At 35.2% G+C, this 23,036-nt stretch carries 20 protein-coding genes; 12 read left to right on the forward strand and 8 right to left on the reverse strand.

Annotated features, from left to right (window positions below; all coding sequences use genetic code 11):
* Positions 1-139 precede the first annotated feature (139 nt).
* The 4 genes from OZP11_RS06055 to OZP11_RS06070 all read left to right on the forward strand — a co-directional run bounded on the left by OZP11_RS06055 (position 140) and on the right by OZP11_RS06070 (position 5,447).
* Positions 140-2,686, forward strand: a complete 2,547-nt coding sequence (locus tag OZP11_RS06055; protein ID WP_281234326.1) for an ATP-dependent Clp protease ATP-binding subunit — start codon at positions 140-142, stop codon at positions 2,684-2,686.
* A gap of 141 nt (positions 2,687-2,827) precedes the next feature.
* The gene (gene rimK / locus OZP11_RS06060) at positions 2,828-4,195 is read left to right on the forward strand and encodes a 30S ribosomal protein S6--L-glutamate ligase (RefSeq protein ID WP_281234327.1); all 1,368 of its coding nucleotides are present in this window, start codon (positions 2,828-2,830) and stop codon (positions 4,193-4,195) included.
* A 63-nt stretch (positions 4,196-4,258) separates the two neighbouring features.
* Positions 4,259-4,840 (forward strand): hypothetical protein, encoded by a 582-nt coding sequence (locus OZP11_RS06065; RefSeq protein ID WP_281234328.1) that lies wholly within the window; start codon positions 4,259-4,261, stop codon positions 4,838-4,840.
* 88 nt (positions 4,841-4,928) lie between these two features.
* Positions 4,929-5,447, forward strand: coding sequence for a DUF421 domain-containing protein (locus OZP11_RS06070; protein WP_281234329.1), 519 nt, complete (start codon positions 4,929-4,931; stop codon positions 5,445-5,447).
* A gap of 105 nt (positions 5,448-5,552) precedes the next feature.
* On the opposite strand, the gene OZP11_RS06075 is transcribed toward OZP11_RS06070, so the two are convergent.
* Genes OZP11_RS06075 through hutH form a run of 3 tightly spaced genes read right to left on the reverse strand, consistent with a single transcriptional unit; the run spans position 5,553 to position 9,133 of the window.
* Positions 5,553-6,893 carry an inorganic phosphate transporter gene (locus OZP11_RS06075; RefSeq protein WP_281234330.1) on the reverse strand — a complete coding sequence of 447 codons (1,341 nt, stop codon included), beginning with the start codon at positions 6,891-6,893 and terminating at the stop codon, positions 5,553-5,555.
* Between the two features lie 31 nt (positions 6,894-6,924).
* Positions 6,925-7,569, reverse strand: coding sequence for a DUF47 domain-containing protein (locus OZP11_RS06080; RefSeq protein ID WP_281234331.1), 645 nt, complete (start codon positions 7,567-7,569; stop codon positions 6,925-6,927).
* A 49-nt stretch (positions 7,570-7,618) separates the two neighbouring features.
* Positions 7,619-9,133: a histidine ammonia-lyase gene (gene hutH / locus OZP11_RS06085; protein WP_281234332.1), complete on the reverse strand. Its 1,515-nt coding sequence runs from the start codon at positions 9,131-9,133 to the stop codon at positions 7,619-7,621.
* Positions 9,134-9,700: 567 nt separating this feature from the next.
* Between hutH and thrA the strand changes: the two genes are divergently transcribed.
* From thrA to OZP11_RS06110, 5 genes are all read left to right on the forward strand, one after another.
* Positions 9,701-12,148: a bifunctional aspartate kinase/homoserine dehydrogenase I gene (gene thrA / locus OZP11_RS06090; RefSeq protein WP_281234333.1), complete on the forward strand. Its 2,448-nt coding sequence runs from the start codon at positions 9,701-9,703 to the stop codon at positions 12,146-12,148.
* 94 nt (positions 12,149-12,242) lie between these two features.
* Positions 12,243-13,175, forward strand: a complete 933-nt coding sequence (locus OZP11_RS06095) for a homoserine kinase (protein ID WP_281234334.1) — start codon at positions 12,243-12,245, stop codon at positions 13,173-13,175.
* A 419-nt stretch (positions 13,176-13,594) separates the two neighbouring features.
* Positions 13,595-14,884 carry a threonine synthase gene (thrC, locus tag OZP11_RS06100; RefSeq protein ID WP_281234335.1) on the forward strand — a complete coding sequence of 430 codons (1,290 nt, stop codon included), beginning with the start codon at positions 13,595-13,597 and terminating at the stop codon, positions 14,882-14,884.
* A gap of 227 nt (positions 14,885-15,111) precedes the next feature.
* Complete coding sequence (locus OZP11_RS06105; protein WP_281234336.1) at positions 15,112-16,356, forward strand: Shedu immune nuclease family protein; 1,245 nt, start codon at positions 15,112-15,114, stop codon at positions 16,354-16,356.
* A 212-nt stretch (positions 16,357-16,568) separates the two neighbouring features.
* A complete protein-coding gene (locus tag OZP11_RS06110; protein ID WP_281234337.1) occupies positions 16,569-16,991 on the forward strand; it encodes a hypothetical protein in 423 nt (140 codons plus the stop codon).
* 110 nt (positions 16,992-17,101) lie between these two features.
* Here OZP11_RS06110 and OZP11_RS06115 read toward each other — a convergent pair whose 3' ends face one another.
* Positions 17,102-17,305: a hypothetical protein gene (locus tag OZP11_RS06115; protein WP_281234338.1), complete on the reverse strand. Its 204-nt coding sequence runs from the start codon at positions 17,303-17,305 to the stop codon at positions 17,102-17,104.
* 144 nt (positions 17,306-17,449) lie between these two features.
* On the opposite strand from OZP11_RS06115, the gene OZP11_RS06120 reads away from it, so the two are divergent.
* Positions 17,450-17,656 carry a helix-turn-helix transcriptional regulator gene (locus OZP11_RS06120; protein WP_432419654.1) on the forward strand — a complete coding sequence of 69 codons (207 nt, stop codon included), beginning with the start codon at positions 17,450-17,452 and terminating at the stop codon, positions 17,654-17,656.
* 142 nt (positions 17,657-17,798) lie between these two features.
* On the opposite strand, the gene OZP11_RS06125 is transcribed toward OZP11_RS06120, so the two are convergent.
* Positions 17,799-18,569, reverse strand: a complete 771-nt coding sequence (locus OZP11_RS06125; RefSeq protein WP_281234339.1) for a hypothetical protein — start codon at positions 18,567-18,569, stop codon at positions 17,799-17,801.
* A gap of 165 nt (positions 18,570-18,734) precedes the next feature.
* On the opposite strand from OZP11_RS06125, the gene OZP11_RS06130 reads away from it, so the two are divergent.
* Positions 18,735-19,244, forward strand: coding sequence for a GNAT family N-acetyltransferase (locus OZP11_RS06130; protein WP_281234340.1), 510 nt, complete (start codon positions 18,735-18,737; stop codon positions 19,242-19,244).
* Positions 19,245-19,704: 460 nt separating this feature from the next.
* Here OZP11_RS06130 and OZP11_RS06135 read toward each other — a convergent pair whose 3' ends face one another.
* Entirely contained in the window at positions 19,705-20,277 is a 573-nt protein-coding gene (locus OZP11_RS06135; RefSeq protein ID WP_281234341.1) for a Crp/Fnr family transcriptional regulator, read from the reverse strand.
* A gap of 242 nt (positions 20,278-20,519) precedes the next feature.
* Here OZP11_RS06135 and OZP11_RS06140 point away from each other — a divergent pair, with 242 nt between their 5' ends.
* The gene (locus OZP11_RS06140; protein ID WP_281234342.1) at positions 20,520-21,626 is read left to right on the forward strand and encodes a pectate lyase family protein; all 1,107 of its coding nucleotides are present in this window, start codon (positions 20,520-20,522) and stop codon (positions 21,624-21,626) included.
* 191 nt (positions 21,627-21,817) lie between these two features.
* Here OZP11_RS06140 and OZP11_RS06145 read toward each other — a convergent pair whose 3' ends face one another.
* On the reverse strand, positions 21,818-22,201 hold the full coding sequence (locus tag OZP11_RS06145; protein ID WP_281234343.1) for a DUF3037 domain-containing protein: 384 nt from the start codon (positions 22,199-22,201) through the stop codon (positions 21,818-21,820).
* On the reverse strand, positions 22,191-22,970 hold the full coding sequence (locus tag OZP11_RS06150; RefSeq protein WP_281234344.1) for a HipA family kinase: 780 nt from the start codon (positions 22,968-22,970) through the stop codon (positions 22,191-22,193). Before OZP11_RS06150 ends, OZP11_RS06145 begins: the two co-directional genes overlap by 11 nt.
* Between the last annotated feature and the right edge of the window lie 66 nt (positions 22,971-23,036).

The following is a 23,036-nucleotide window of genomic DNA, read 5'->3' on the forward strand; positions in this document are numbered from 1 at the left end:
CAATTAGTTAATAAATTAAGCGTTTTTTAACTGTTTTATTGTTATTTTTTTTGTCAATTAGCTGACAGCAGATATCACTAGGTATGATTTTTGTTTTTCAAACAGTAAATAATTAAATTTACATTACCAATTATATATTATGGATGATAATTTTTCACCAAGAGTAAAAGATGTTATTACATACAGTAAGGAAGAAGCCCTTCGTTTAGGACACGACTTTATTGGTACTGAACATCTAATGCTGGGCATTTTAAGAGATGGTAACGGAAAAGCTATTCATATACTTAATAACCTGGCAGTCGATTTAGATCATTTACGCAGGAAAGTAGAAATACTAAGCCCCGCAAATCACAGCGTTGAGGTAAATACCGAAAAGAAAAATCTTCACCTTACCCGACAGGCCGAAAGAGCCCTGAAGACCACTTTTCTTGAAGCTAAAGTATTTCAAAGCTCGTCGATTAGCACGGCACACCTGCTTTTATGCATCTTACGAAACGAAAACGATCCAACAACCAAGCTGTTGAATAAACTAAAAATAGATTATGACATAGCTAAAGAACAATATCTGAATATGACGCCAAACGAAGAAGAATTCTTAGAAAACTTGCCAAGAAACGAATCATATAATGACGATTCAGGACAAGATGACAGTTTAAAGGAAAGCAGTTTTAATAATCCCGCCAATAAGTCAAACAAAAAATCTAAAACTCCGGTATTAGATAATTTTGGGAGAGATTTAACAGAAATGGCCGAGGAAGGTAAACTTGACCCTGTTGTAGGACGCGAAAAAGAAATTGAACGTGTTTCTCAAATTTTAAGCAGAAGAAAAAAGAACAACCCGCTTCTTATTGGAGAACCCGGAGTTGGTAAATCTGCCATTGCAGAAGGACTTGCTTTGCGTATTATCCAAAAGAAAGTTTCTCGTATTCTTTTTAACAAACGTGTTGTTACTCTTGATCTGGCAAGTTTAGTTGCCGGTACAAAATATAGAGGACAATTTGAAGAAAGAATGAAAGCCGTTATGAACGAGCTTGAGAAAAACGACGATATTATACTTTTCATTGATGAGATTCATACTATTGTAGGTGCTGGCGGAGCAACAGGTTCTCTTGATGCTTCGAACATGTTTAAACCTGCATTAGCAAGAGGCGAAATCCAATGTATTGGTGCTACTACTCTTGATGAGTACAGACAATATATTGAAAAAGACGGAGCTCTTGAAAGACGTTTCCAAAAAGTAATTGTTGAACCAACTTCTGTTGAAGAAACAATCGCTATTTTGAACAATGTAAAAGACAAATACGAAGATCATCATAATGTAACATATACACCAGAAGCTATTGAAGCCTGTGTTAAACTTACAGATCGTTATATGTCTGAACGTTTCTTACCAGACAAGGCGATTGACGCTCTTGACGAAGCCGGATCTCGCGTACACATTACTAACATCGATGTCCCAAAACAAATTCTGGACTTGGAACGTCAGTTAGAAGAAGTTCGCGAAATGAAGAATATGGTAGTTAAAAAACAGAAATACGAAGAAGCTGCCAAACTTCGCGATGACGAAAAGCGTATCGAAAAAGATCTTGCTGTCGCACAAGAACAATGGGAAGAAGATTCTAAAAACAACAGAATTTTAGTTACTGAAGATAATGTAGCCGATGTTGTTTCTATGATGACAGGAATTCCTGTAAACAGAATTGCACAAACAGAAAGCAATAAATTAGCCCAATTACCAGAATTAATTCAAAACAAAGTAATTGGTCAAAACGAGGCAGTTCTTAAAATTGCACGTTCTATTCAACGAAACAGAGCCGGACTTAAAGATCCAAACAAACCAATTGGTTCGTTTATTTTCTTAGGTCAGACTGGTGTTGGTAAAACGCAATTGGCTAAAGTTTTAGCAAAAGAATTATTTGATTCTGAAGATGCTTTAGTTCGTATCGATATGAGTGAATACATGGAGAAATTTGCAATCTCTCGTTTAGTTGGAGCGCCTCCGGGATATGTCGGGTACGAAGAAGGTGGTCAATTAACAGAGAAAGTTCGCAGAAAACCATACTGTGTAGTTCTTTTAGATGAGATCGAAAAAGCGCATCCGGATGTATTCAATATGATGCTTCAGGTTTTAGATGATGGTTATTTAACAGATAGTTTAGGCCGCAAAATCGACTTTAAAAATACGATCATCATCATGACATCTAACGTTGGTGCACGTCAGTTAAAAGACTTCGGACAAGGAGTTGGATTTGGAACTGCAGCAAGAACAGCTCAGGCTGATGAAAACTCAAAAAGCATTATCGAAAATGCATTGAAGAAAACTTTTGCACCTGAATTCTTAAACAGAATTGATGACGTAATCGTGTTTAATGCATTAGAAAAAGCAGACATCGATTTGATTATCGAAATCGAATTGAAAAAACTGTATTCTCGTATTGCTGAATTAGGATACAAATTAAGCCTTACAGATAAAGCAAAAGCATTTATTGCTGAAAAAGGTTTCGACAAACAGTTTGGAGCAAGACCTCTAAAAAGAGCGATCCAGAAATATGTTGAAGATTTACTGGCAGAAGAAATCATCACTTCAAAAATAAATTCAGGTGATGAAATTATGATGGATTTAAAAGATGATTCACAAGAATTATCCGTTGAAATACACAAAGCTGAAGAGCCGACAAATCAGTAAATTACCTAAAATTTATAACACATACAACATGCCCGTTACGTTTTCATAACATAACGGGCATTTTTTTTAAATAATTTACTATCTTTAGTAAAAGCAAATAGCTATTTTTGAATTTAATTCTATAAAATAAAAAAACAAAATATGCTTCAAAACAAAGTCATTTTAGGCAGCGAAGAATGGTGCTCATTTCCAGAATTAGGAATCCCAACGATAAAAGCTCGTGTAGATTCTGGTGCTAAAACTTCGGCAATGCACGCTTTAAACATAGCTCCTTTTATAAAAAATGATGCCAATTGGGTTAAATTCGACATTAATCCAATCCAGAATAATATTAAAACTATTATTCACTGTGAAGCGCCTTTGGTTGACAAAAGAATCGTTAAAAGTTCAAGCGGTTTTAGAGAACATCGATATGTAATCCAGACGTATTTAAAAATTGGTGAAGCCAAATGGCCAATCGAAATGACTTTGACTAATCGTGACTCAATGGGTTTCAGAATGCTGTTGGGACGTGAAGCTATGAGCGGAAGGGTTTTGGTCGATCCGGAACAAAAATACCTTTTAGGACAGCCTTCTCCGGAAACTTTAAAAGAATTATATCAAAATTCAGAAAAAGCAACAACAGGTTTACGAATTGGACTTTTAGCCAGTAATCCTGAATTATACAGCAATAAACGTATCATGGAAGCCGGTGAAATGCGCGGTCATGAAATGCATTTCCTGAACATCAAGGAATGTTATATGAAACTGGATGCCAAAAAACCTGAAATTCATTACAGAGGCGGAAAAATCCTAAACGAATTTGATGCAATTATTCCTAGAATCCGTCCAAGTATTACTTTTTATGGCTGCGCTTTAACGCGTCAGTTTGAAGCTTTAAAGGTTTTTGTTTTAAATTCAGCTACAGCGATCACTCAATCTCGTGATAAATTATATTCATTACAATTACTTTTAAACAGCGGCATCGACATTCCAACAACCGGTTTTGCCAATTCTCCGCTCGATACAGATAATTTAATTAAAATGGTGGGCGGTTCACCTCTAATTGTAAAATTATTAGAAGGAACACAAGGAAAAGGGGTTGTTTTAGCCGAAACCAAAAAAGCAGCAGAAAGTGTTATCAATGCATTTAAGAGCTTAAATGCCAACATATTAGTTCAGGAATTTATTAAAGAAGCAAACGGAAAAGACATTCGCTGCTTTGTTATTGACGGAAAAGTTGTAGCAGCCATTCAGCGTGAAGCCATGCCAGGAGAATTTAGAGCCAATATTCACTTAGGCGGAACAGCTTCTGTAATCAAAGTAACTCCCGAAGAAAAAAAGATTGCCATAAAAGCCGCAAAAGCAATGGATTTAAAAGTGGCCGGAGTAGATATTATTCGCTCCTCTAAAGGCCCTTTATTACTCGAAGTAAACTCTTCTCCGGGACTTGAAGGGATTGAAGGCGCAACTAATAAAGATGTTGCCGGAGAAATGATTAAAGCAATTGAAAAGAATTTCAAATTATAAGTAGTAACCAATTTCCAATTATTTCAATAAATGAGGAAAATAACAATCTTTCTAGTTTTATTTATGACAAGTTGCGCAAAAAATGATTGCGTAAATAATGAAAAAATTAGAAAGATTGAAACTGATAAAATTGTAGAAACTCTTTTAAAACAAAAACATATTGGAAATTCTAAAGATTCTTATGCCGTTTGCAGCAGTTTTAAAAAACTTAAGATTAATACCGAAAGCATATACACCGATTCTACTAAAAAAATCGAAATTGTAAAACTTCCCAAACGCTTACCAAGAATATATGAAAACAGTGAAATCTATATTGAAAAGCTTTTGAATGCGAATTTCAATGGAGAAAAAATTTTCAAAAACAAAGATTCACTTAATTTTGTCGAACAAAATAATTGCTTTTTAAACTACAGATTACCAAAAACCACTTCAGGTAAAGTAAAAACAATTTCAGTATCAAAAATAGAAAAAGCCGAAGACTATCTTATATTATCGATCCCAATATTCTCTAAAGACAACAAAAAAGCGTACATCCAAATGGACTATTATCCAAAAAGATATCAGTATGGAATTTCGGTATATTTAGAAAAAAAAGATAATGTTTGGAAGATCACAACCTCTAAAGAACATTGGAGTAGCTATTAAGCCTAAAAAGCAAGTATAATATTTTTAAAGCTTTGCAGAGGTTTAAAACTTTGGCAAAGCTTTTTTATTTAACTTTAAAATAAAAAACATGACTTTTCCTTATTTAGATATTGTTTTGCGAAGTATTGCTGTTTACTTTTTTATGACAATTGCTTTACGCGTATTCGGCAAAAAAGAACTTTCTCAGTTAAATACCGCCGATGTTATTTTGATTCTGCTTATCAGCAATTCTGTTCAAAATGCAATGGTAGGCCCTGACACGAGTTTAACAGGCGGATTAATTGCTGCTTTAGTTTTGTTTATAATTAACTTCATCATTAAAAAATTAACCCGCAGATACAAAGTTTTTGGAGATTTACTGCTTGACAAACCTCAGGTATTAATTCATGACGGAAAACTCGATTTTAAAGCCTTAAGCAAACTTGATATTTCTGATGAAGAATTAAAAGAAGCCATGAGAGAACACGGCATTGAGTTTTTCAAAAATGTAAAACTGGCCATGCTGGAAATCGACGGAACAATCAGTATTATTTCTGAAGATCAAAACAAATTAAAACAAACACATTACAAGCGAAAACATAACCGCAAAAACCTCCAAACTTTTTAACCCAATTAATTCATTACAAACAAAAAAGCCGATTTCAGATATTGAAACCGACCTTTTCTATATTGATCAATGCGATTTTTAGCTCACATTTCCGCAAAAATCATTTTACATAAATACACTCAAGATAAAGTATATCAAACCAGCTAATAAAGCTGAAATAGGAATGGTTAACACCCAGGCCCAGATTAAACTAACAGTAACTCCCCAACGAACTGCAGATACACGTTTTGTTAATCCAACCCCAATGATAGATCCTGTGATAGTATGCGTTGTACTTACTGGAATTTTTAAGTGCTCAGTAAAATAAAGTGTTAAAGCTCCTGCAGTTTCAGCTGCAACCCCTTCAAATGAACTTACTTTTGTAATCTTAGAACCCATTGTTTTTACAATTTTCCATCCGCCGCTTAAAGTTCCTGCCGCAATAGCAGAATAACACGCCAAAGGAATCCATGGCGGCATGTGCGAACTTCCATCTTCTTGAGGCAAGATAACATCTAATCCCCACCAACCAGTAGGCAATGACGCAAAATCAACTCCACTTGTATTAATATAAACCGCTACTGCAGCCGCAATAATTCCCATTACTTTTTGAGAATCGTTACCACCATGCCCTAAACTAAATGCAGCAGAAGATAGCAACTGCATTTTCTTCAAAGCAGCATCGGCTTGATGAAGATTTAAACTGCTAAATATCAAACAGAATACACTTACTGTCAATATAATAAAAGCAACTAAACACCATTTAATATTTTCTTTTTCAAAAATTACGCTCCAAAAATGAGATTCAAAACGTGGTTTTTCAATCTCAGAAAAAGGGACTAAATTACTTGCTACAAACCAAATAGTTCCGATCATTACAGCAACAGTAAATATTTTAGGACCAATGTTTTTACGAGAAGCATTTAGCAGCCAAATAGAAATTAAATAAGAAGCTAAAACCCCTAATAGTGGTGCCAAAACAATAAAAGCAATAATAATAAGTACTCCCGAAGGCATTCCACCGTCTTTTCCGGCCTTATACCAGCTTACAATTTCGTACCAGTAGTGTGTTGCACCATCTTCACCTACATAACCAGAGAATCCATGAACTGCAATTGCATGTGCAACAGCTGCTCCGGCAAAACCTCCAATAAGTGTATGAGAAGAACTTGAAGGAATCCCAAGCCACCAGGTCAATAAATTCCAGCATATCGCTGCAATAACTCCGGCTAAAATCACTACCAGATTAATCTCCATGGTATGCGCTGTTTTAGCAACAGTATCTGCAACACCAAATCCGAAAACCCAATAAGCCAAAAAGTTAAAGAATGCTGCCCAGACAACCGCCTGAAAAGGCGTTAAGACCTTTGTAGCAACAACAGTCGCTATAGCATTTGCTGCATCATGAAAACCATTGATGTAATCAAAAATTAACGCTAATACTATAATTAATATAAGTATTGTCATAAAATTATAACTTCAGAATGAAAAAATTGAATTAAGAATGTTTTACAGAAATAGATTCCAGTATATTCGCAACACTCTTACATTTGTCTGTTGCTGATTCTAAAACAGATAACACTTCTTTATATTTAATAATATTTTTAGCGTCTGTTTCGTTTTCAAAAATTTCAAAAACTGCTTTGTTATATACATTATCAGACTTGTTTTCTAATTTATTAATTCGAACACAAGCTTCTTTAATGATGTTTATATTTTTCAGATTGCTTAACTCTTTTACTGCACTGTCGATGTTCTGGCAGGCTTCAAGGTTAATTTCTGTCATTTTTCTGATAGATTTTGTAATCTTATCAACCTGATACAATCTCATACGGCTTGCAGCACCGTGAAGGTAATCGGCAACGTTATCAATTGAAGTAATTAATGTATGGATATCTTCTCTATCAAATGGAGTAATGAAGTTTCTGCTTAACTCTAAGTTAGTCTGGCGAGTAATATCCTCTCCTTTTTGTTCTAATTCGTCAATTTTTTGAAAAAGAACTTCTCTTTCTTTTAATGGTAAATTTACAGCTTCGTGTAAGTTAGAAGCTAATTCAATTAAATTGCTTGAAGCTTCTTCAAAAAGTGGAAAGAATTTCTTGTCTTTCGGCACTAAAAATTGGAAAATACTGTTTATTGACATTTTTTTATTTTTGATAGTGCAAAATTACTCCCATTAATACTTTGCAATGTTAAGCCATTGTTAACAAATCGTTTTCTATTTGGAAACTAGCCAGAAAAGACACGGTATTTTCGATATCATTATGTAAGATTCGGTCTTCTTTTACCAAAGGCACCACTTCTCTGTAACTGCTTACAAACATTTCGATGAAATCGCTTGATTTTAGCGGTTCTCTGTAGGCAATTGCCTGTGAAGCATTTAACAATTCGATTGCCAAAATACGTTCTAAATTATCTAAAATTCGTAAGGCTTTTGTCGCTCCGTTTGCTCCCATGCTTACATGGTCTTCCTGACCGTTGCTGGATACGATACTATCTATACTTGCCGGAGTTGCCAATTGCTTATTTTGGCTGGCAATACTTGCTGCAGTGTACTGCGGAATCATAAATCCGGAATTCAATCCCGGATTATCAACCAAAAATGCCGGAAGGTTTCTTAATCCTGAAATTAACTGATAAGTTCTTCTTTCAGAAATACTTCCTAATTCAGCCAAAGCAATTGCCAGAAAATCCAGAGCCAGAGCTAAAGGCTGTCCGTGGAAATTTCCTCCTGAAATAATCTGATCAGCTTCAATAAATATGTTTGGATTATCAGTAACCGAATTGATTTCGGTTTTGAATACTTTGCGGACATAGTCGATCGCATCTTTTGAAGCACCGTGAACCTGAGGCATACAACGGAAAGAGTACGGATCCTGAACGTGTTTTTTTTCCTGAGCGATAATTTCACTTCCGTCCAAAAATTCTGCAATTCGCTGTGCGGTTACGATTTGTCCTTTATGCGGACGTATATAATGTATTAATTCGTTAAACGGTTCAATTCTTCCATCAAAACCTTCCAGAGAAATAGTCCCTATTAAATCTGCCAGATACGAATATTTATAGGCTTTAATTAAAATATGAGCACCATACGCACTCATAAACTGAGTTCCGTTTAACAAAGCCAGACCTTCTTTTGACTGTAAAACGATTGGTTCCCAGTTAAAATGTTTTAAAACTTCGGCCGAAGCTGTTTTTTTTCCTTCAAAATACACTTCTCCCTCACCTATTAAAGGCAATGACAAATGTGCCAAAGGCGCTAAATCTCCCGAAGCCCCAAGTGAACCCTGTGTATAAATAACCGGAAGAATATCATTATTATAAAAATCAACAAGACGCTGCAATGTTATTAACTGAACACCCGAATGTCCGTAACTTAATGACTGAATTTTAAGTAAAAGCATCATTTTTACAACCTCAGCAGGAACTTCTTCTCCTGTTCCGCAGGCATGAGATTTCACTAAATTTTCCTGTAGTCTGGATAAATTCTCATTAGAGATTTTTACGCTGTAAAGCGATCCAAAACCAGTGTTGATTCCGTAGATCGGACCAGAATGAGAAGCCATTTTTTTATCTAAATAATCACGGCATTTCTGAACATTTACTTTTGCTTCTTCTGACAATTCGAGTGCTTTATCATAACTCAAAATTTCGTGTAAAGTTTCTAATGTAATTGTTTCAGTACTTATATAATGAACTTCTCTCATGATGATTTTAAATTTTAAAACGTCAAAATTCAACAAATCAACATTAAAAAGCAACATTTTATCACAATAATTAAAAATTAAAGAACAATTAGTACTAAGGTTTCTTTGCTGAAAAAATAGAAAAAGCATATCTGTTTCGTTTTTCCCAGTCTAATTACAGAAAAAATCAAATTAATTTTCATACAAATCCGCCGAAAGGGAAATCCGAAATATATCAAAACAGCAACTTAACATATCTAATTTTAACAAATGCTCAATATTGAATTATAGAGATTTGAATTATTAAAATATTCGTAAAAAGGCTTTTAAAGTTTTTACCTTTTATAAAAAGCTGTACTTTTGAAAAATCAAAAATGAAAAGTAACAGCATAAAATATCATTCTACAAGTATTACAGCTCAAACAGAAGCTGCGATTGCTGCTACCACAATTTCTACTACAACTACTACTACCCCTTAGGGGTATACATTTTTACATATAATCCTGATTGTCTATACTTTTTTCGAAAAGAAGAAAGGTAATGGATACATAAAAGCTATTGCATTCAAAGAAATAAAAATATCAAAAAATGAAAGTATTAAAATTTGGCGGAACTTCGGTTGCCAATGCTCAAAATATAAAGTTAGTTCTCGAAATTGTTCAACAAAAAGCAAAAAAGGATCAAGTAGTTGTAGTAGTTTCTGCCCTTAGTAAAGTAACCGATTTACTGCAGTCTGCAGCGGCAAAAGCGGCGGCAAACGACGAAAGTTTTAGAGAAGTAGTGGCGGAAATCGAGAAAAAACACCTCGACACTTTAAAAGAACTGATTCCTGTAAGCGAACAAAGCAGTTTGTTAAGCCATGTAAAACGAATCATCAACCATTTAGAAACTTTACTGGACGGCTGTTTCTTACTAGGCGAATTATCTCCAAGAACTGCCGATACTATTTTAAGTTTTGGAGAATTGCTTTCTTCGTTCATTATCGCTCAGGCATATCAGCAGATTAACAATGATGCGGTTTACAAAGACAGCCGAGAGTTAATTAAAACCAATGCCGAATTTGGAAAAGCTGCGGTTAACTTCGAAATTTCAAACAAATTGATTCAGGAGTATTTTGCTTCAAATCAATCAAAAATTAATATTCTTCCGGGATTTATCGCACAGACTCTTGACGGAATCACTTCGACTTTAGGACGCGGCGGATCTGATTACACTGCTGCCATTATTGCCGGAGCAGTCGATGCGGAACAACTGGAAATCTGGACTGACGTAAACGGAATGTTTACTGCAAATCCTAAAATCGTAAAACAAGCGCAGCCAATTGCGAATATTTCGTATCAGGAAGCAATGGAATTGTCGCACTTTGGAGCAAAAGTTTTGTATCCGCCAACAATTCAGCCGGTTTTAAGAAAAAATATTCCAATTTTAATCAAAAATACTTTTGAACCGGAAGCCGAAGGCACTTTAATTTCTGATACTGTTTTATCAAAAGATACCGTTGTAAAAGGAATCAGCCATATCGATAACATTTCGCTTTTAACGCTTGAAGGTCCGGGAATGATTGGAGTTGCGGGTTCATCCAGACGTTTGTTTGAAGTATTGTCTCAGGAAAAAATCAATGTTATTTTTATTACTCAGGCTTCTTCTGAGCATTCAATTTGTATCGGAATCCTCAATTCTGATGCTGATAATGCCGAAGCTGCGATCAATAAAGCTTTTGAAATCGAAATTTCGCAAAACAAAATCGATCCTTGTTATGTAGAAAAAGACCTTTGCATTATTGCTTTGGTTGGTGAAAACATGAAAAATCACCAAGGTTTGAGCGGCAGAATGTTCAGTACTTTAGGAAAAAACAACGTAAACATTCGTGCCATTGCACAAGGTGCTTCTGAAAGAAACATTTCGACTGTAATTAACGAAAGAGACGTTAAAAAAGCATTGAATACATTACACGAAAACTTCTTTGAAGAAAACACCAAACAGCTGAATTTATTTGTAATGGGAGTTGGAAATGTGGGTGAAAAATTCATCGAACAAATTCACAGCCAGAAGAAATTCTTAAAAGAGGTCTTAAAGATTAATGTTCGCGTTATTGCTTTATCAAATTCCAGAAAAATGGTATTTGATGAAGACGGAATTTCCTTAAAAGACTGGCAGACAACTCTTGAAAAAGGAGAACATGCCGTTGCCACAGAATTTATCGCTCGTGCAAAAGAACTTAATTTAAGAAACAGCATTTTTGTAGATATTACAGCCAATGCAAGCGTTTCTGAAATGTATGAGAAATTCTTAAAAGAAAGTATTGCCGTTGTAACTTGTAACAAAATTGCCTGTTCATCTGCTTACGACAATTATAAAAAATTAAAAAACCTGTCTCGTCAATACAACGCTCCTTTCTTGTTCGAAACGAATGTTGGTGCAGGATTACCAATTATCGATACAGTTAAAAATCTTATTGCATCCGGCGATAAGGTGCATAAAATACAAGCGGTTTTATCTGGAAGTTTGAACTTTATTTTCAACAATTTTGATGAGAACAATTCTTTCCACGATGTGGTAAAAGAAGCCGGAGTTCAGGGTTTCACAGAACCAGATCCGAAAATCGACTTAAGCGGCATCGACGTGGCTCGTAAAATCCTGATTCTTATTCGCGAAAGCGGTTACGAAATGGATATTGACGCCATCGCAAACGAATCGTTCTTACCTGCAGAATGTCTGGAAACAACAAACAACGACGATTTCTTTGCTTCACTAATCAAACATGCGTCTCATTTTGAGAACATTTACAAAGAAGCTTTAGCCAAAGATTCAAGATTGAAATACGTAGCGCAATTCGAAAACGGAAAAGCAAGCGTAGGTCTTCAATTTATTCCGAAAGATCATCCTTTCTATAACCTGGAAGGAAAAGATAATATCGTGCTTTTCTACACAGATCGTTACGTAAATCAGCCGTTATTAATCAAAGGAGCCGGTGCCGGTGCAGCTGTTACGGCTTCAGGAATTTTTGCAGACGTTATTAGAATAGGGAATATATAATTAAGTCTGAAAGTCGAATGTCATAAAGTCGTAAAGTCTTCACTTTTGATTTATGACATTTTATAAGACTTTCGACTTTTGACTTTAAAACTTTATGACTCAGATTAAACTATTTTGCCCGGCAACTATCGCCAATCTCTCATGTGGATTTGACGTTTTGGGACTTTGCTTAGACAATGCGGGTGATGAAATGATTGTTCGAAAATCAGATCAAAAAGGAGTTCGAATTACTAAAATCGTAGGTGCTGATTTGCCTCTTGAAACCGAGAAAAACGTTTCGGGTGTGGCGGCTTTGGCGATGTTGGCTACTTTGGACGAATTGGATTTTGGATTCGAAATTGAAATTTACAAACATATCAAAGCCGGAAGCGGCATCGGAAGCAGCGCGGCAAGTTCTGCCGGAGCGGTTTTCGGAATCAATGAATTATTAGGAAGACCTTATTCGCGTAAAGATTTGGTTCAGTTTGCCATGCAGGGCGAAAAATTAGCCAGCGGAAACGCCCATGCTGATAACGTTGCTCCTGCCCTTCTTGGCGGCTTTACTTTGGTAAGAAGTTACGATCCTTTGGATATTATCAGAATTGATAGTCCGGAAGAATTGTACGCAACGGTGGTTCATCCACAGATTGAGTTAAAAACGTCTGACGCTCGTTCGGTTTTAAAACAAAACGTTTCCCTAAAAAGCGCCATCATGCAATGGGGAAATGTGGGCGGACTTGTAGCAGGTCTTTACACCAAAGATTACGAGTTGATTGGAAGATCACTTCATGACGAAATCGTAGAACCTTTAAGAAGTGTTTTAATTCCAGGTTTCGACCAAATCAAACAAACGGCTTACGAAAATGGCGCTTTAGGTTCCGGAATTTCAGGTTCTGGTCCGTCGATTTTTGCTTTAAGCCGAGGAAAAAACACCGCAGACCAAATCGCAAAAGCCATGAGCGAGGTTTACGAAAAAATGAATTTACCGTATGAAATTCACGTTTCGAAGATTAATCCAGATGGCGTGAGAATTCTTGAGGGGAATTAAAAATTAAAAATTTAGAATTAAAAATTGGTACGCGACGTTTGTCAGGCTGAGCGAAGTCGAAGCCCACGCAAAGTTAAGACACAAAATACAGCAAGTACAGTTTGTCATTTCGACTGAAAGGAGACTCGAGCGATAGCGAATAGGCGAAGCAAATCACATTAGTTTGTCGACAAAGATTGGCGAATTTCTATGCAGATTCTCGCGTGTGATTTCTCCTTACGTCGAAATGACAAAAAATGCGTTCAAAAAATTATTGAAATAAAAATATCACCACAAAGCTTTGCGTCCTTTTGCGTTTCAAAAGAAACCAATTCCTTGCGCTCTTTGCGGTTAAACAAACATAACTATTAGAATTTGGAATTTAGTATTGGAATTTACTTTCCAAAAAATCTAAAATCTAAAATCAAAAATCTAAAATAATGAGATACTACAGTTTAAACCATAATGCCCCAAAAGTTTCTTTTCAGGAAGCTGTAATACAAGGATTAGCGAGTGATAAAGGATTATATTTCCCGGAAAGCATTACGCCTCTTAATCCTTCATTTTTTGATAAAATCGAAAGTTTAAGCCACGAAGAAATTGCTTATGAAGCTATTAAACAATTCGTTGGCGACGAAATACCTGCAGAAAAACTAAAAGAAATCATTGCTGAAACTCTTGTTTTTGATTTCCCTGTCGTGAAAGTGGAGAACGGAATCTATTCGTTAGAATTATTCCACGGACCAACAATGGCGTTTAAAGACGTTGGAGCGCGTTTTATGTCGCGTTGTTTGGGTTATTTCAACAAAGACAAAAAAGACGCTAAAAACACGGTTTTAGTAGCCACTTCCGGAGATACAGGAGGCGCAGTTGCAAGCGGATTTCTTGGCGTTGATGGCGTTGATGTTGTGATTTTATATCCGTCAGGAAAAGTGAGCGATATTCAGGAAAAACAATTGACGACTTTAGGACAGAACATTAAAGCGCTTGAAGTTGATGGTGTTTTTGACGATTGTCAGGATATGGTGAAAAAAGCGTTTTTAGACGAAACTTTAGCGCACAAAAACCTGACTTCGGCGAATTCTATTAATATTGCACGTTGGTTACCACAAATGTTTTATTTCTTCTTTGCTTACAAAGCGTTGAAAAGCCAAAACAAACCTTTAGTTTTCTCTTGCCCAAGCGGAAACTTCGGGAATATTTGCGCCGGAATTATGGCAAAGAAATTAGGTTTGCCAATTGAACATTTTGTGGCTTCGACAAACGTAAACGACACGGTTCCAAGATTTTTAGAAAACGGAAAATACGACCCGAAACCTTCTAAAGCAACAATTTCTAACGCAATGGACGTTGGAAACCCAAGTAACTTTATTAGAATTCAGGAATTATACAATAATGATTTAAAGGCTTTTGAAAAAGATTTCTCTTCGTACAGCTACACCGACGAAGAAACGCTAAAAGCCATGAAACAAATTTACAATACCAACGGTTACATCGCAGAACCTCACGGCGCTGTTGGTTATTTAGGTTTGAAAAAAGAACTTGAAAAATACCCGAACGCGATTGGTATTTTCTTAGAAACCGCTCATCCAATTAAATTCTTAGATGTAGTTGAACCGGCTTTAGGAATCACGCTTCCAATTCCAACACAAATTGAAAGTGTTATTAATGAGGAAAAAGTGAGTGTGAAGATTGGGACTTATGAGGAGTTGAAGAGTTTCTTGGGGTAAAAAAACATAATAATAAATGATTAAAGCGAGTAAAAAAATTACTCGCTTTTTTATTATATTAAACTAAAATTATTTTGAGTTAGCAAATAATAAATGTCAAATACGGAAATCCGTATAAATCGGCAAGAAAAAAAATATATATTTGAAAAAATAAATTTTGTGCCCATATTAAATAGTTGGTTAGGTTAATGAATATCTACAAAAGTTAACAGAATAATTTACATACTATGACACACATCCCACAAAAAGAAAACATTACTAAAAATGACGTTGACAAACTCATTTATGAATATTGTGATATAAATGGAAAGCCTATTTTTAAAGCGATAGAAGTTGACAAAAAAGGTGACAAAATAATTTTGAATTTATATCGAGTTAATCGTAAAACTGATGATATTACTTTTACGAAACTAAAAAAAGTCGAATTTGTTGGTTGGAGTAACTTACATGATTTACCTGCACATTTTAAAAAAGTTTATTCAAGAACCGAATATTATGGCATTCATTCAAAATCTCTCAAAAGATTATTAAGAACATTAAGTTATAAGTTTAAAGACCTTGAAAAAATTACTGTTTCAAAAACTGGAAACACAAGATTTAACAAAAAATCAATCAGTTTTCTATGGAGCGATTTAGAGCCTATTCTCAAAAATATCAGTAGAGATAGTGCTTCCAATGAGAAAAACACTAAGTTATATATCAATAATGAATTAGCAAAATTGACATCTAAATTTGTTAAAGAACCTAAAAACTTGTATTATGGGGATTTAGAACGTTTTATGGGGCGTTACGATACATTCGACAAAATCACCGATTCAGATGTAGCATCATTATCAAGTCTATTAAATCTACTTCCTAAAAATAAAATATCGGTGACTTCAAATTTCATTAAAACGAAAGACAAAATTAACATAGCTTTTTTTGAAGATATCTTAGATCAATTTAAAAAACTAAGATCTGTTGCATCTGATAATGAAAAGGACTGGCAAAAATTCTTCGAAAAAAATGCATGGATATTTTCTCATCTTTTTCCTTATGATGTAATCCTAAGAGAACGTGAAGCTTACGTTGGAGGCAAAACTTTCGAAAACAAAGATGGAAAAATAGTAGACTTTTTATATCAAAATGGCTTTAAAGATAATTACGCATTAATTGAGATTAAAACTCATAAAAAAGATCTTCTTAAAAACTTAGCCTACAGAGGTACAGATGTTTTTTCAATGTCTGAAGACCTTTCAGGTGGAATTAACCAATGTTTAGACCAAAAAGATAATTTCATAAAAGAGTTTGGTAAAGAATATAAACCAATAGAACCAAAATGCATTTTAGTAATAGGACAAAGAAATAAATTAAAAGCTGAACAGGTTAAATGCTTTGAACTCATTAGAGCAAATCAAAAAAATGTAGATATTGTAACCTTTGATGAATTGGAAAATAAAATTGAAGGTTTATTGAAAGTTCTATCTAATTAATAATTACTTTTTCCAACAGGCATTAAGAGAAATTGAGAATTATAACGTCACACTATTTCACCCACGCTAGCGCTAGCGCCTCGTTCGTGAACCCAAAAGATTGAAAACCAATTGAAATGGACACGAGCGAGACGCTCGTGCCAGCTAAGGAGAAACTTTCACGAGCAAATCGCTCGCGCTAGCATATGACAAAATACTAAATTATAGCAAATATGAATACGTTTTTGAAAATTTCGTTAGGGTTTGTTCTTGGAGTAGTTTGCACAATCGGAGTATTATATATTATCGTTGCAACTCAAAACACAGAAGAAAACCAACTACAAGAAGAAATCCGAATGAAGGCCTTAAAAAACTTAAACCAATCTTTTGCCGATTTCGATGAAGACGAACAAAGAAATATCCAATCATTTGAACTAACCACAAAAAAAGGTATAGTGAAATTACATACATATATGCCAAAAGATTCCGTTCAGATTCTAATGGGACGTCCACAATCAACTGATATAAATGATTATGGATATGGAGAGACTCACGAAGTGTGGAAGTATAAAGGGACAAACAAATATGTTGACGAATTTACCATTGAGTTTATTAATGGCAAATTGAAATCGGTTAATCAATTCAAAGACCATTAATCCCCCGCTAGCACGAGCGTCTCGCTCGTGAACACAAAGAAATTCAAAAACCAATTGGAACGGGCACGAGCGAGACGCTCGCGCTAGCTTTGTATTAATTATTTTAATTCTCATTTATTACTTCGTTTATAAGTTATTGGTTTTGCAAAGCAACTTTCCTTAAAATCCGCAATTTCATCTTTTAATTTCTTGTTTGCATTATGCAGTAATTCATTTTGCAATTTCATTATAGCCAATAAATCGTTCATCGCGTTTAGGTTTTCCAATTGCATCATAACGATCTGTTCTAGATTTGCTTTAGTATATGCTTTCATAAATAATGTATTGAATTTCAATACAAATATATATTAAATTATAATATTTTACAATATGTTTTTATATCATAATTTAACACATTCAAAAGAAACTATCAATAAGCAATAATTTTCTATACTAAATATTGTTATAAAAAATACTTAATGGCTAATATTCAAATGAACAGAATTAAAGAAGTTCTAAAGGAACAAGGGAGAACGCAAACATGGCTAGCCGAAAAAATTGAAAAAAGTTATGTTGTGGTAACTAATTATTGCAATAATAATTCTCAACCAAGTATTGAGATTCTAAGAAAAATTGCTGAGGTATTAGATGTAGATGTTCGAGAATTATTAGTTCCAACTAAATAAAAGCAAATATAATTTGAACGCAGATTAAACAGATTTGCTTACGCAAAAACGCGGATTTACGCTAATTTTAAAAAAATATCCGTGTAAATCCGCGTCTTCGTGATAACGAATCCGTTTAATCTGCGTTCTTATTTATGTTGCTTTATTTCTTAGTCCCCAACAAATACAAAATCTTCGCAGGTCCAGATTTTACTTTTCCAACTTCCCAATTAAAACTTTCCTTGTTATCAAGCTTAGAAATCAATTCGTTCATTTCTTCAACAGAATAGGTTCTAAGAGATGAAACTATGCCATCCCACAAAACCAAAATCGGAACAATTGGAATCAGGTACGTAAAAATGATTCTGCCAATTTTAAACGGTCGTATAAAAGGCGTTGTCAGCAAAACAGAAATTGGCGAAAAAATCATCGCTACAATACTAGGAACGCTTCTCTCCTGTCCTTCAAAAATCGCAATCGAACTGTTGGTGTCAATTGCATTTTGCAGAATCTGTTGCGCGTCTTTCGGTTTAAAATGATGAAAAGATAAAAACTGCGTTCGAAGTCCTTTTAGGTTTTCGGGAACATTTTTGGCATCGACCGGCGTTTTTACAAAATTGAAATTGTCGGCTTGTTTTTGCGTATGTTCGAATGCAGGAATATTTGGGAAATAATCCGTGAGCAGAATTTTTAAATCGGGATTGTTTTTTCGCAATTCGGCGTTCAGCCAGATTAATCCGCCTCCTCCACCCGATGCGAGATCAATAATTTGATTGGTTTGACTTTCTTTTAAACCTTTTTCGATTACTGGAACAATGCCTATGTACATGGCAGTTTTATTTGACAGAAACTGTAAAAAGTCGGTCATATAATTTCTAATAAATTCCGGAAGCCATTGCTGATCTTCAAACTCAAATAAATGAATCCTTGCCATAGTGTTTCGTTTTCAATTCATTACAAATGTCAGCAATTTTATTTAAATATTTACTTACAGAAATTTTAAAACAGCTGTCATTTTATTCCTCATCAAATTGTAATTTTACAGCTTTACAAATCCACTTTTACATCTCACAAAAAACATTTCACATCTCACAAAAAAATGATTACAAAAGCATTCCTCGAAGATATTCCGGCATTAACCATTTTAATCAACTCAGCTTACAGAGGCGAAACATCAAAAAAAGGCTGGACAACCGAAGCGCATTTACTAGAAGGAAAAAGAACCGACGAACAGGAAATGACCGAAATATTCCTGGATTCAAAAAACACGATTCTGAAATTTACAGAGAATGACAAAATTATCGGTTCTGTTTTATTGGTCGAAAAAGAACATCAATTGTATTTAGGAATGCTTACCGTTTCGCCAGAACTTCAAAACAGCGGCATTGGGAAAAAGCTTTTGGCCGAAGCCGAAAATCATGCTAAGTCTCTTGGTTTATCGAGTATTATTATGACGGTTATTTCGGTTCGTGAAGAATTGGTGGCTTGGTACAAACGTCATGGTTATGTGGATACTGGAAAACGTGAGGCTTTTCCTGAAAGTGATATTCATACTACGGTTTCTGATGAACCTTTGGAGTTTATTTATTTGGAGAAAAGCATTGCGTAAAGTTTAACCGCAAAGAACGCAATCCCGATAGCTATCGGGAACACAAGGTTCGCTAAGAGTTTTTTGAATCTCGCAAAGTCGCAGAGACGCAAAGTTTAACTAAAAAACAACCATATAAGCAATATAAGAATTTTAAGTTTTCTGCTTTACTGAACTTATATTACTTATATTGAACCTTTGGAGTTTATTTATTTGGAAAAAAGACTTTCATAAAATTTTACCGCAAAGAACGCAATCCCGATAGCTATCGGGAACACAAGGTTCGCTAAGAGTTTTTTTGAATCTCGCAAAGTCACAGAGTCGCAAAGTTTAACTAAAAAACAACCATATAAGCAATATAAGAATTTTAAGTTTTCTGCTTTACTGAACTTATATTACTTATATGGTTCAAATCTTTGCGACTTTGCGAGATTTTTTTAACCTCTGTTCCTTTGCCTCTCTGTCCCTTTGAACCTAAAAACTAAGAAACCGCTCTCTTAATCTTCGACAGAAACTCATGTGAAACCCCAAGATAGGACGATAAATTTTTGTTGTTTATTGTCTGCATTTTTTGCGGGTAGCGTTCTTTAAAATCCAGATAACGCTGTTTCGAGGTTTTGTTTAACACATCCAGAAGTCTTTGCTGAATGGCGACATTAGCACGTTCGATCATAAGAACATGAAACTTAATGAGCTTTGGGATTACGGCAAACAAATACGCTTTTTGTTTTTTATTGATGACCACTATTTCGCTGTCTTCAATGGCTTTGATGTTGTACGTGGTTGGTTTTTGGTGATAAAAACTTTCCAGGTCGCACATCCATTCGTTTTCGAATGAAAAGAAAATTACGGTTTCGGTGCCATTTTCGTTTATAATGTAGGTCTTAAACGATCCTTTCATAATAAACCCTTCATAACTGTTATTAGAATCCTGAATCTGAAGAAACTGGTTCTTTTTGAGTTTAATGAGTTCGGCTTTTGAAACAATAATGTCCCATTCTTCATCCGTGAGCGGAATTTTTCGCTCAATGTTTTGTCTTAGTAGGTTGTACATTGTTTTTTGTGGTTTTTGTGTGGGGGAATCCTTTTTTCGATCCAGTATTTATTAGGGGCTTAAATAATGTAATCGATTGCGTAAAAGTAAGTTATTTATGCATTTTTGTAAATTAACAAGTGTTAAAAAAACACATTTCGTAGAAATATTTCCAAAAGTTTGAACTTGTTCAACTTTTTTCCTACAAATTATAATCAGTTTTGCAGTGTTAAATTTTTTATAAACCACCCAAACTTAAACTTATGAAAATAAATTCGACACTCTCAATGTTAGCATTAGCATTGGTTTTTGGTTTTACGTCGTGTAACACCGAAGAAATTGCTTCACCGGAAGCACAAAACGCAATTGAAACTACAAATCCCGAAAAAGGAAATGTAACGGCAAAAGTTGGAAACTGCTCTCAGGTTCCGGGCTGGGCTTCGCAAAACGGAAGTACAACCGGAGGAGGTTCATCGGCAGAAACTACGGTTACGACTTACGCACAGCTTAAATCGGCTATTGAAAACAGTTCTGTAAAAGTTATTAAAGTATCCGGAACAATTACCGTTACAACCAGATTATCATTTCAGGATCAGACCGGAAAAACGATTTATGGTGCCAATGGCGCAAAACTGGTTTCTACTAACCAGACTAAAGATGGTTCTGGTATTATTAACATTAAAAGATGTAAAAACATCATCATCAGAAACTTAATTTTTGAAGGTCCTGGTGCTTACGACACTGACGGATGGGACAACGCCATCTTGGATGACTGCCAGAATGTATGGGTTGACCACTGCGAATTTAGAGATGGTGTTGACGGAAACTTCGACATTAAAAACAAATCAGATTATATTTCGGTTACGTATTCTAAATTCCATTATTTAAAACCACCAAAAGCCGGAGGTTCAGGAGGTACTGCAGATCACCGTTTTTCTAACTTAATTGGTTCAAGCGACGGGGCAACTGCTGACCGCGGCAAATTACGAATCACTTTTGCAAGATGCTGGTGGGCTACGGGCTGTAAAGAAAGAATGCCAAGGGTTCGTTTTGGAAAAGTGCATATCGTAAACAGTTTCTTTAACAGTACTGTAAGCAACAAATGTATCGCAGCAGGTGTTGAAGCGGATATTCGCGTAGAAAGCAATGTTTTTGAAGGTGTTAAAAACCCAATTGATCTAATGAGCGGTTATACTGCGGTTACAGCAACTGATAACGTATTTACGAATGTATCTGGAAATCAGGCTGGAAACAAAACGGCTTTTACTCCTCCTTATTCTATTGTAAAACTTAATAAAACTGCTGTTAAAGCAGATGTTTCTGCCAATGCGGGAGCTACTTTAGGCGGTAATATCTGCGGTTCATTTTAATGAAACTGCAATAAAACAAAAATGAGTTAGTTTTAGTTTTGAAACCACGGATTGTTGTGACATGCAATTCGTGGTTTTTGTTTTTTTGTTCTTTTGTTCTTTTGTTTCAGGTTTAAAGTTTCAAGTTTTTTTAACCGCGAAGAACGCAAAGGTTATTAAACAATTCTTTATCACTTTGAAGATCTGACCTTTTAAAGAACTAATTCCTCAAATAATCTCTGGATCGTTTTCTCCAAATCCTGACACAATCCCGGATGAGGTCTTGAGGTTTGTATGGCCGAACTTCTAATAGCTGTTAACCATCTAAAACGCTCCGGAATCTCAAATTCGGCAATTGGACCACCGTCTTTGGCACCTTTGGCTATTTTTTCTAATGACGTTAAATTACATTCTAATTGTTCAATATCGAAATCGGCAGAAAGGGCTTGTATTTTTTCTGTATTGAGATGAAAAAGAACTTTTATAAATTTGGCTTTTTTGCTAAACAAAATGATTCCTATATTGAGGAATTCTTCGCGCTCTACCCTTGGCACAACACGAATCACAGCATATTCGTATAAGTGATTATCTTGCATTTTGAGCCTGGTTTACAAAGATTTCTGAATTCTCTAATCTGGTTTTTAAAAATTGAAGATAAACGTTTCGTAAACCTTCCGGTGTTTCGTCTGCATCTTCCCACTGAAGCCAGTCAAGCGGAATCGTGTTTACGATTTCTTCTAAAATTTCCGGTGTCAGAATGGCTTTAAATTCGGCATCGACTTCTTTTAAAAGCGAAGCCTGAGGCAGTAAAACGTGGTCTTTTATCAACGCAAACGGACTTTTTGCATGCTGTTCCCAGTTGTTCCAGGAATGATGAAAGTACAAACACGCACCGTGATCGATCAGCCATAATTCTTTATGCCAGATCAGCATATTGGTGTTTTTAAAAGTTCGGTCAACGTTTGTAATATAAGCATCAAGCCAGACAATCTGCGATGCTGATTTTGCATCGACAGTAGTTACTGCGGGATCAAAAGTAATGGCACCTGACAGAAAATGAAGCGCCAGATTTAATCCCTGACTTCCCTGCAATAAATCCTGAATTTCTTCATCGGCTTCGGTTCTTCCAAAGGCTTCGTCGAGATTGGCAAAAACCAGTTCAGGTAATTGCAATTTTAAGGCTTTTGCGATTTGTCCGCCCACTAATTCGGCAATTAGGGCTTTTACGCCGTGTCCGGCGCCTCTAAATTTTAAAACATATTTAAAATCGTCATCGGCTTCTGCAAGGGCTGGTAATGAACCGCCTTCACGCAATGGGGTTATATAACGGGTAACATTTACCGTTCTGAGATCGAAGTTTTTCATATTACAAACTTAATGATTTTTTCTAACCGCAATCCCGATAACTATCGGGAGCTAAGATTTACGCTA

The organism is Flavobacterium gelatinilyticum, from assembly GCF_027111295.1.
Taxonomy (GTDB): Bacteria; Bacteroidota; Bacteroidia; order Flavobacteriales; family Flavobacteriaceae; genus Flavobacterium; species Flavobacterium gelatinilyticum.

What these genes read in the sequence shown, in the direction of transcription:
- OZP11_RS06055 (WP_281234326.1), top strand. Translation starts at nt 140, where the DNA reads ATGGATGATAATTTTTCACCAAGAGTAAAAGATGTTATTACATACAGT.
- rimK (WP_281234327.1), top strand. Translation starts at nt 2,828, where the DNA reads ATGCTTCAAAACAAAGTCATTTTAGGCAGCGAAGAATGGTGCTCATTT.
- OZP11_RS06065 (WP_281234328.1), top strand. Translation starts at nt 4,259, where the DNA reads ATGACAAGTTGCGCAAAAAATGATTGCGTAAATAATGAAAAAATTAGA.
- OZP11_RS06070 (WP_281234329.1), top strand. Translation starts at nt 4,929, where the DNA reads ATGACTTTTCCTTATTTAGATATTGTTTTGCGAAGTATTGCTGTTTAC.
- OZP11_RS06075 (WP_281234330.1), bottom strand. Translation starts at nt 6,893, where the DNA reads ATGACAATACTTATATTAATTATAGTATTAGCGTTAATTTTTGATTAC.
- OZP11_RS06080 (WP_281234331.1), bottom strand. Translation starts at nt 7,569, where the DNA reads ATGTCAATAAACAGTATTTTCCAATTTTTAGTGCCGAAAGACAAGAAA.
- hutH (WP_281234332.1), bottom strand. Translation starts at nt 9,133, where the DNA reads ATGAGAGAAGTTCATTATATAAGTACTGAAACAATTACATTAGAAACT.
- thrA (WP_281234333.1), top strand. Translation starts at nt 9,701, where the DNA reads ATGAAAGTATTAAAATTTGGCGGAACTTCGGTTGCCAATGCTCAAAAT.
- OZP11_RS06095 (WP_281234334.1), top strand. Translation starts at nt 12,243, where the DNA reads ATGACTCAGATTAAACTATTTTGCCCGGCAACTATCGCCAATCTCTCA.
- thrC (WP_281234335.1), top strand. Translation starts at nt 13,595, where the DNA reads ATGAGATACTACAGTTTAAACCATAATGCCCCAAAAGTTTCTTTTCAG.
- OZP11_RS06105 (WP_281234336.1), top strand. Translation starts at nt 15,112, where the DNA reads ATGACACACATCCCACAAAAAGAAAACATTACTAAAAATGACGTTGAC.
- OZP11_RS06110 (WP_281234337.1), top strand. Translation starts at nt 16,569, where the DNA reads ATGAATACGTTTTTGAAAATTTCGTTAGGGTTTGTTCTTGGAGTAGTT.
- OZP11_RS06115 (WP_281234338.1), bottom strand. Translation starts at nt 17,305, where the DNA reads ATGAAAGCATATACTAAAGCAAATCTAGAACAGATCGTTATGATGCAA.
- OZP11_RS06120 (WP_432419654.1), top strand. Translation starts at nt 17,450, where the DNA reads ATGGCTAATATTCAAATGAACAGAATTAAAGAAGTTCTAAAGGAACAA.
- OZP11_RS06125 (WP_281234339.1), bottom strand. Translation starts at nt 18,569, where the DNA reads ATGGCAAGGATTCATTTATTTGAGTTTGAAGATCAGCAATGGCTTCCG.
- OZP11_RS06130 (WP_281234340.1), top strand. Translation starts at nt 18,735, where the DNA reads ATGATTACAAAAGCATTCCTCGAAGATATTCCGGCATTAACCATTTTA.
- OZP11_RS06135 (WP_281234341.1), bottom strand. Translation starts at nt 20,277, where the DNA reads ATGTACAACCTACTAAGACAAAACATTGAGCGAAAAATTCCGCTCACG.
- OZP11_RS06140 (WP_281234342.1), top strand. Translation starts at nt 20,520, where the DNA reads ATGAAAATAAATTCGACACTCTCAATGTTAGCATTAGCATTGGTTTTT.
- OZP11_RS06145 (WP_281234343.1), bottom strand. Translation starts at nt 22,201, where the DNA reads ATGCAAGATAATCACTTATACGAATATGCTGTGATTCGTGTTGTGCCA.
- OZP11_RS06150 (WP_281234344.1), bottom strand. Translation starts at nt 22,970, where the DNA reads ATGAAAAACTTCGATCTCAGAACGGTAAATGTTACCCGTTATATAACC.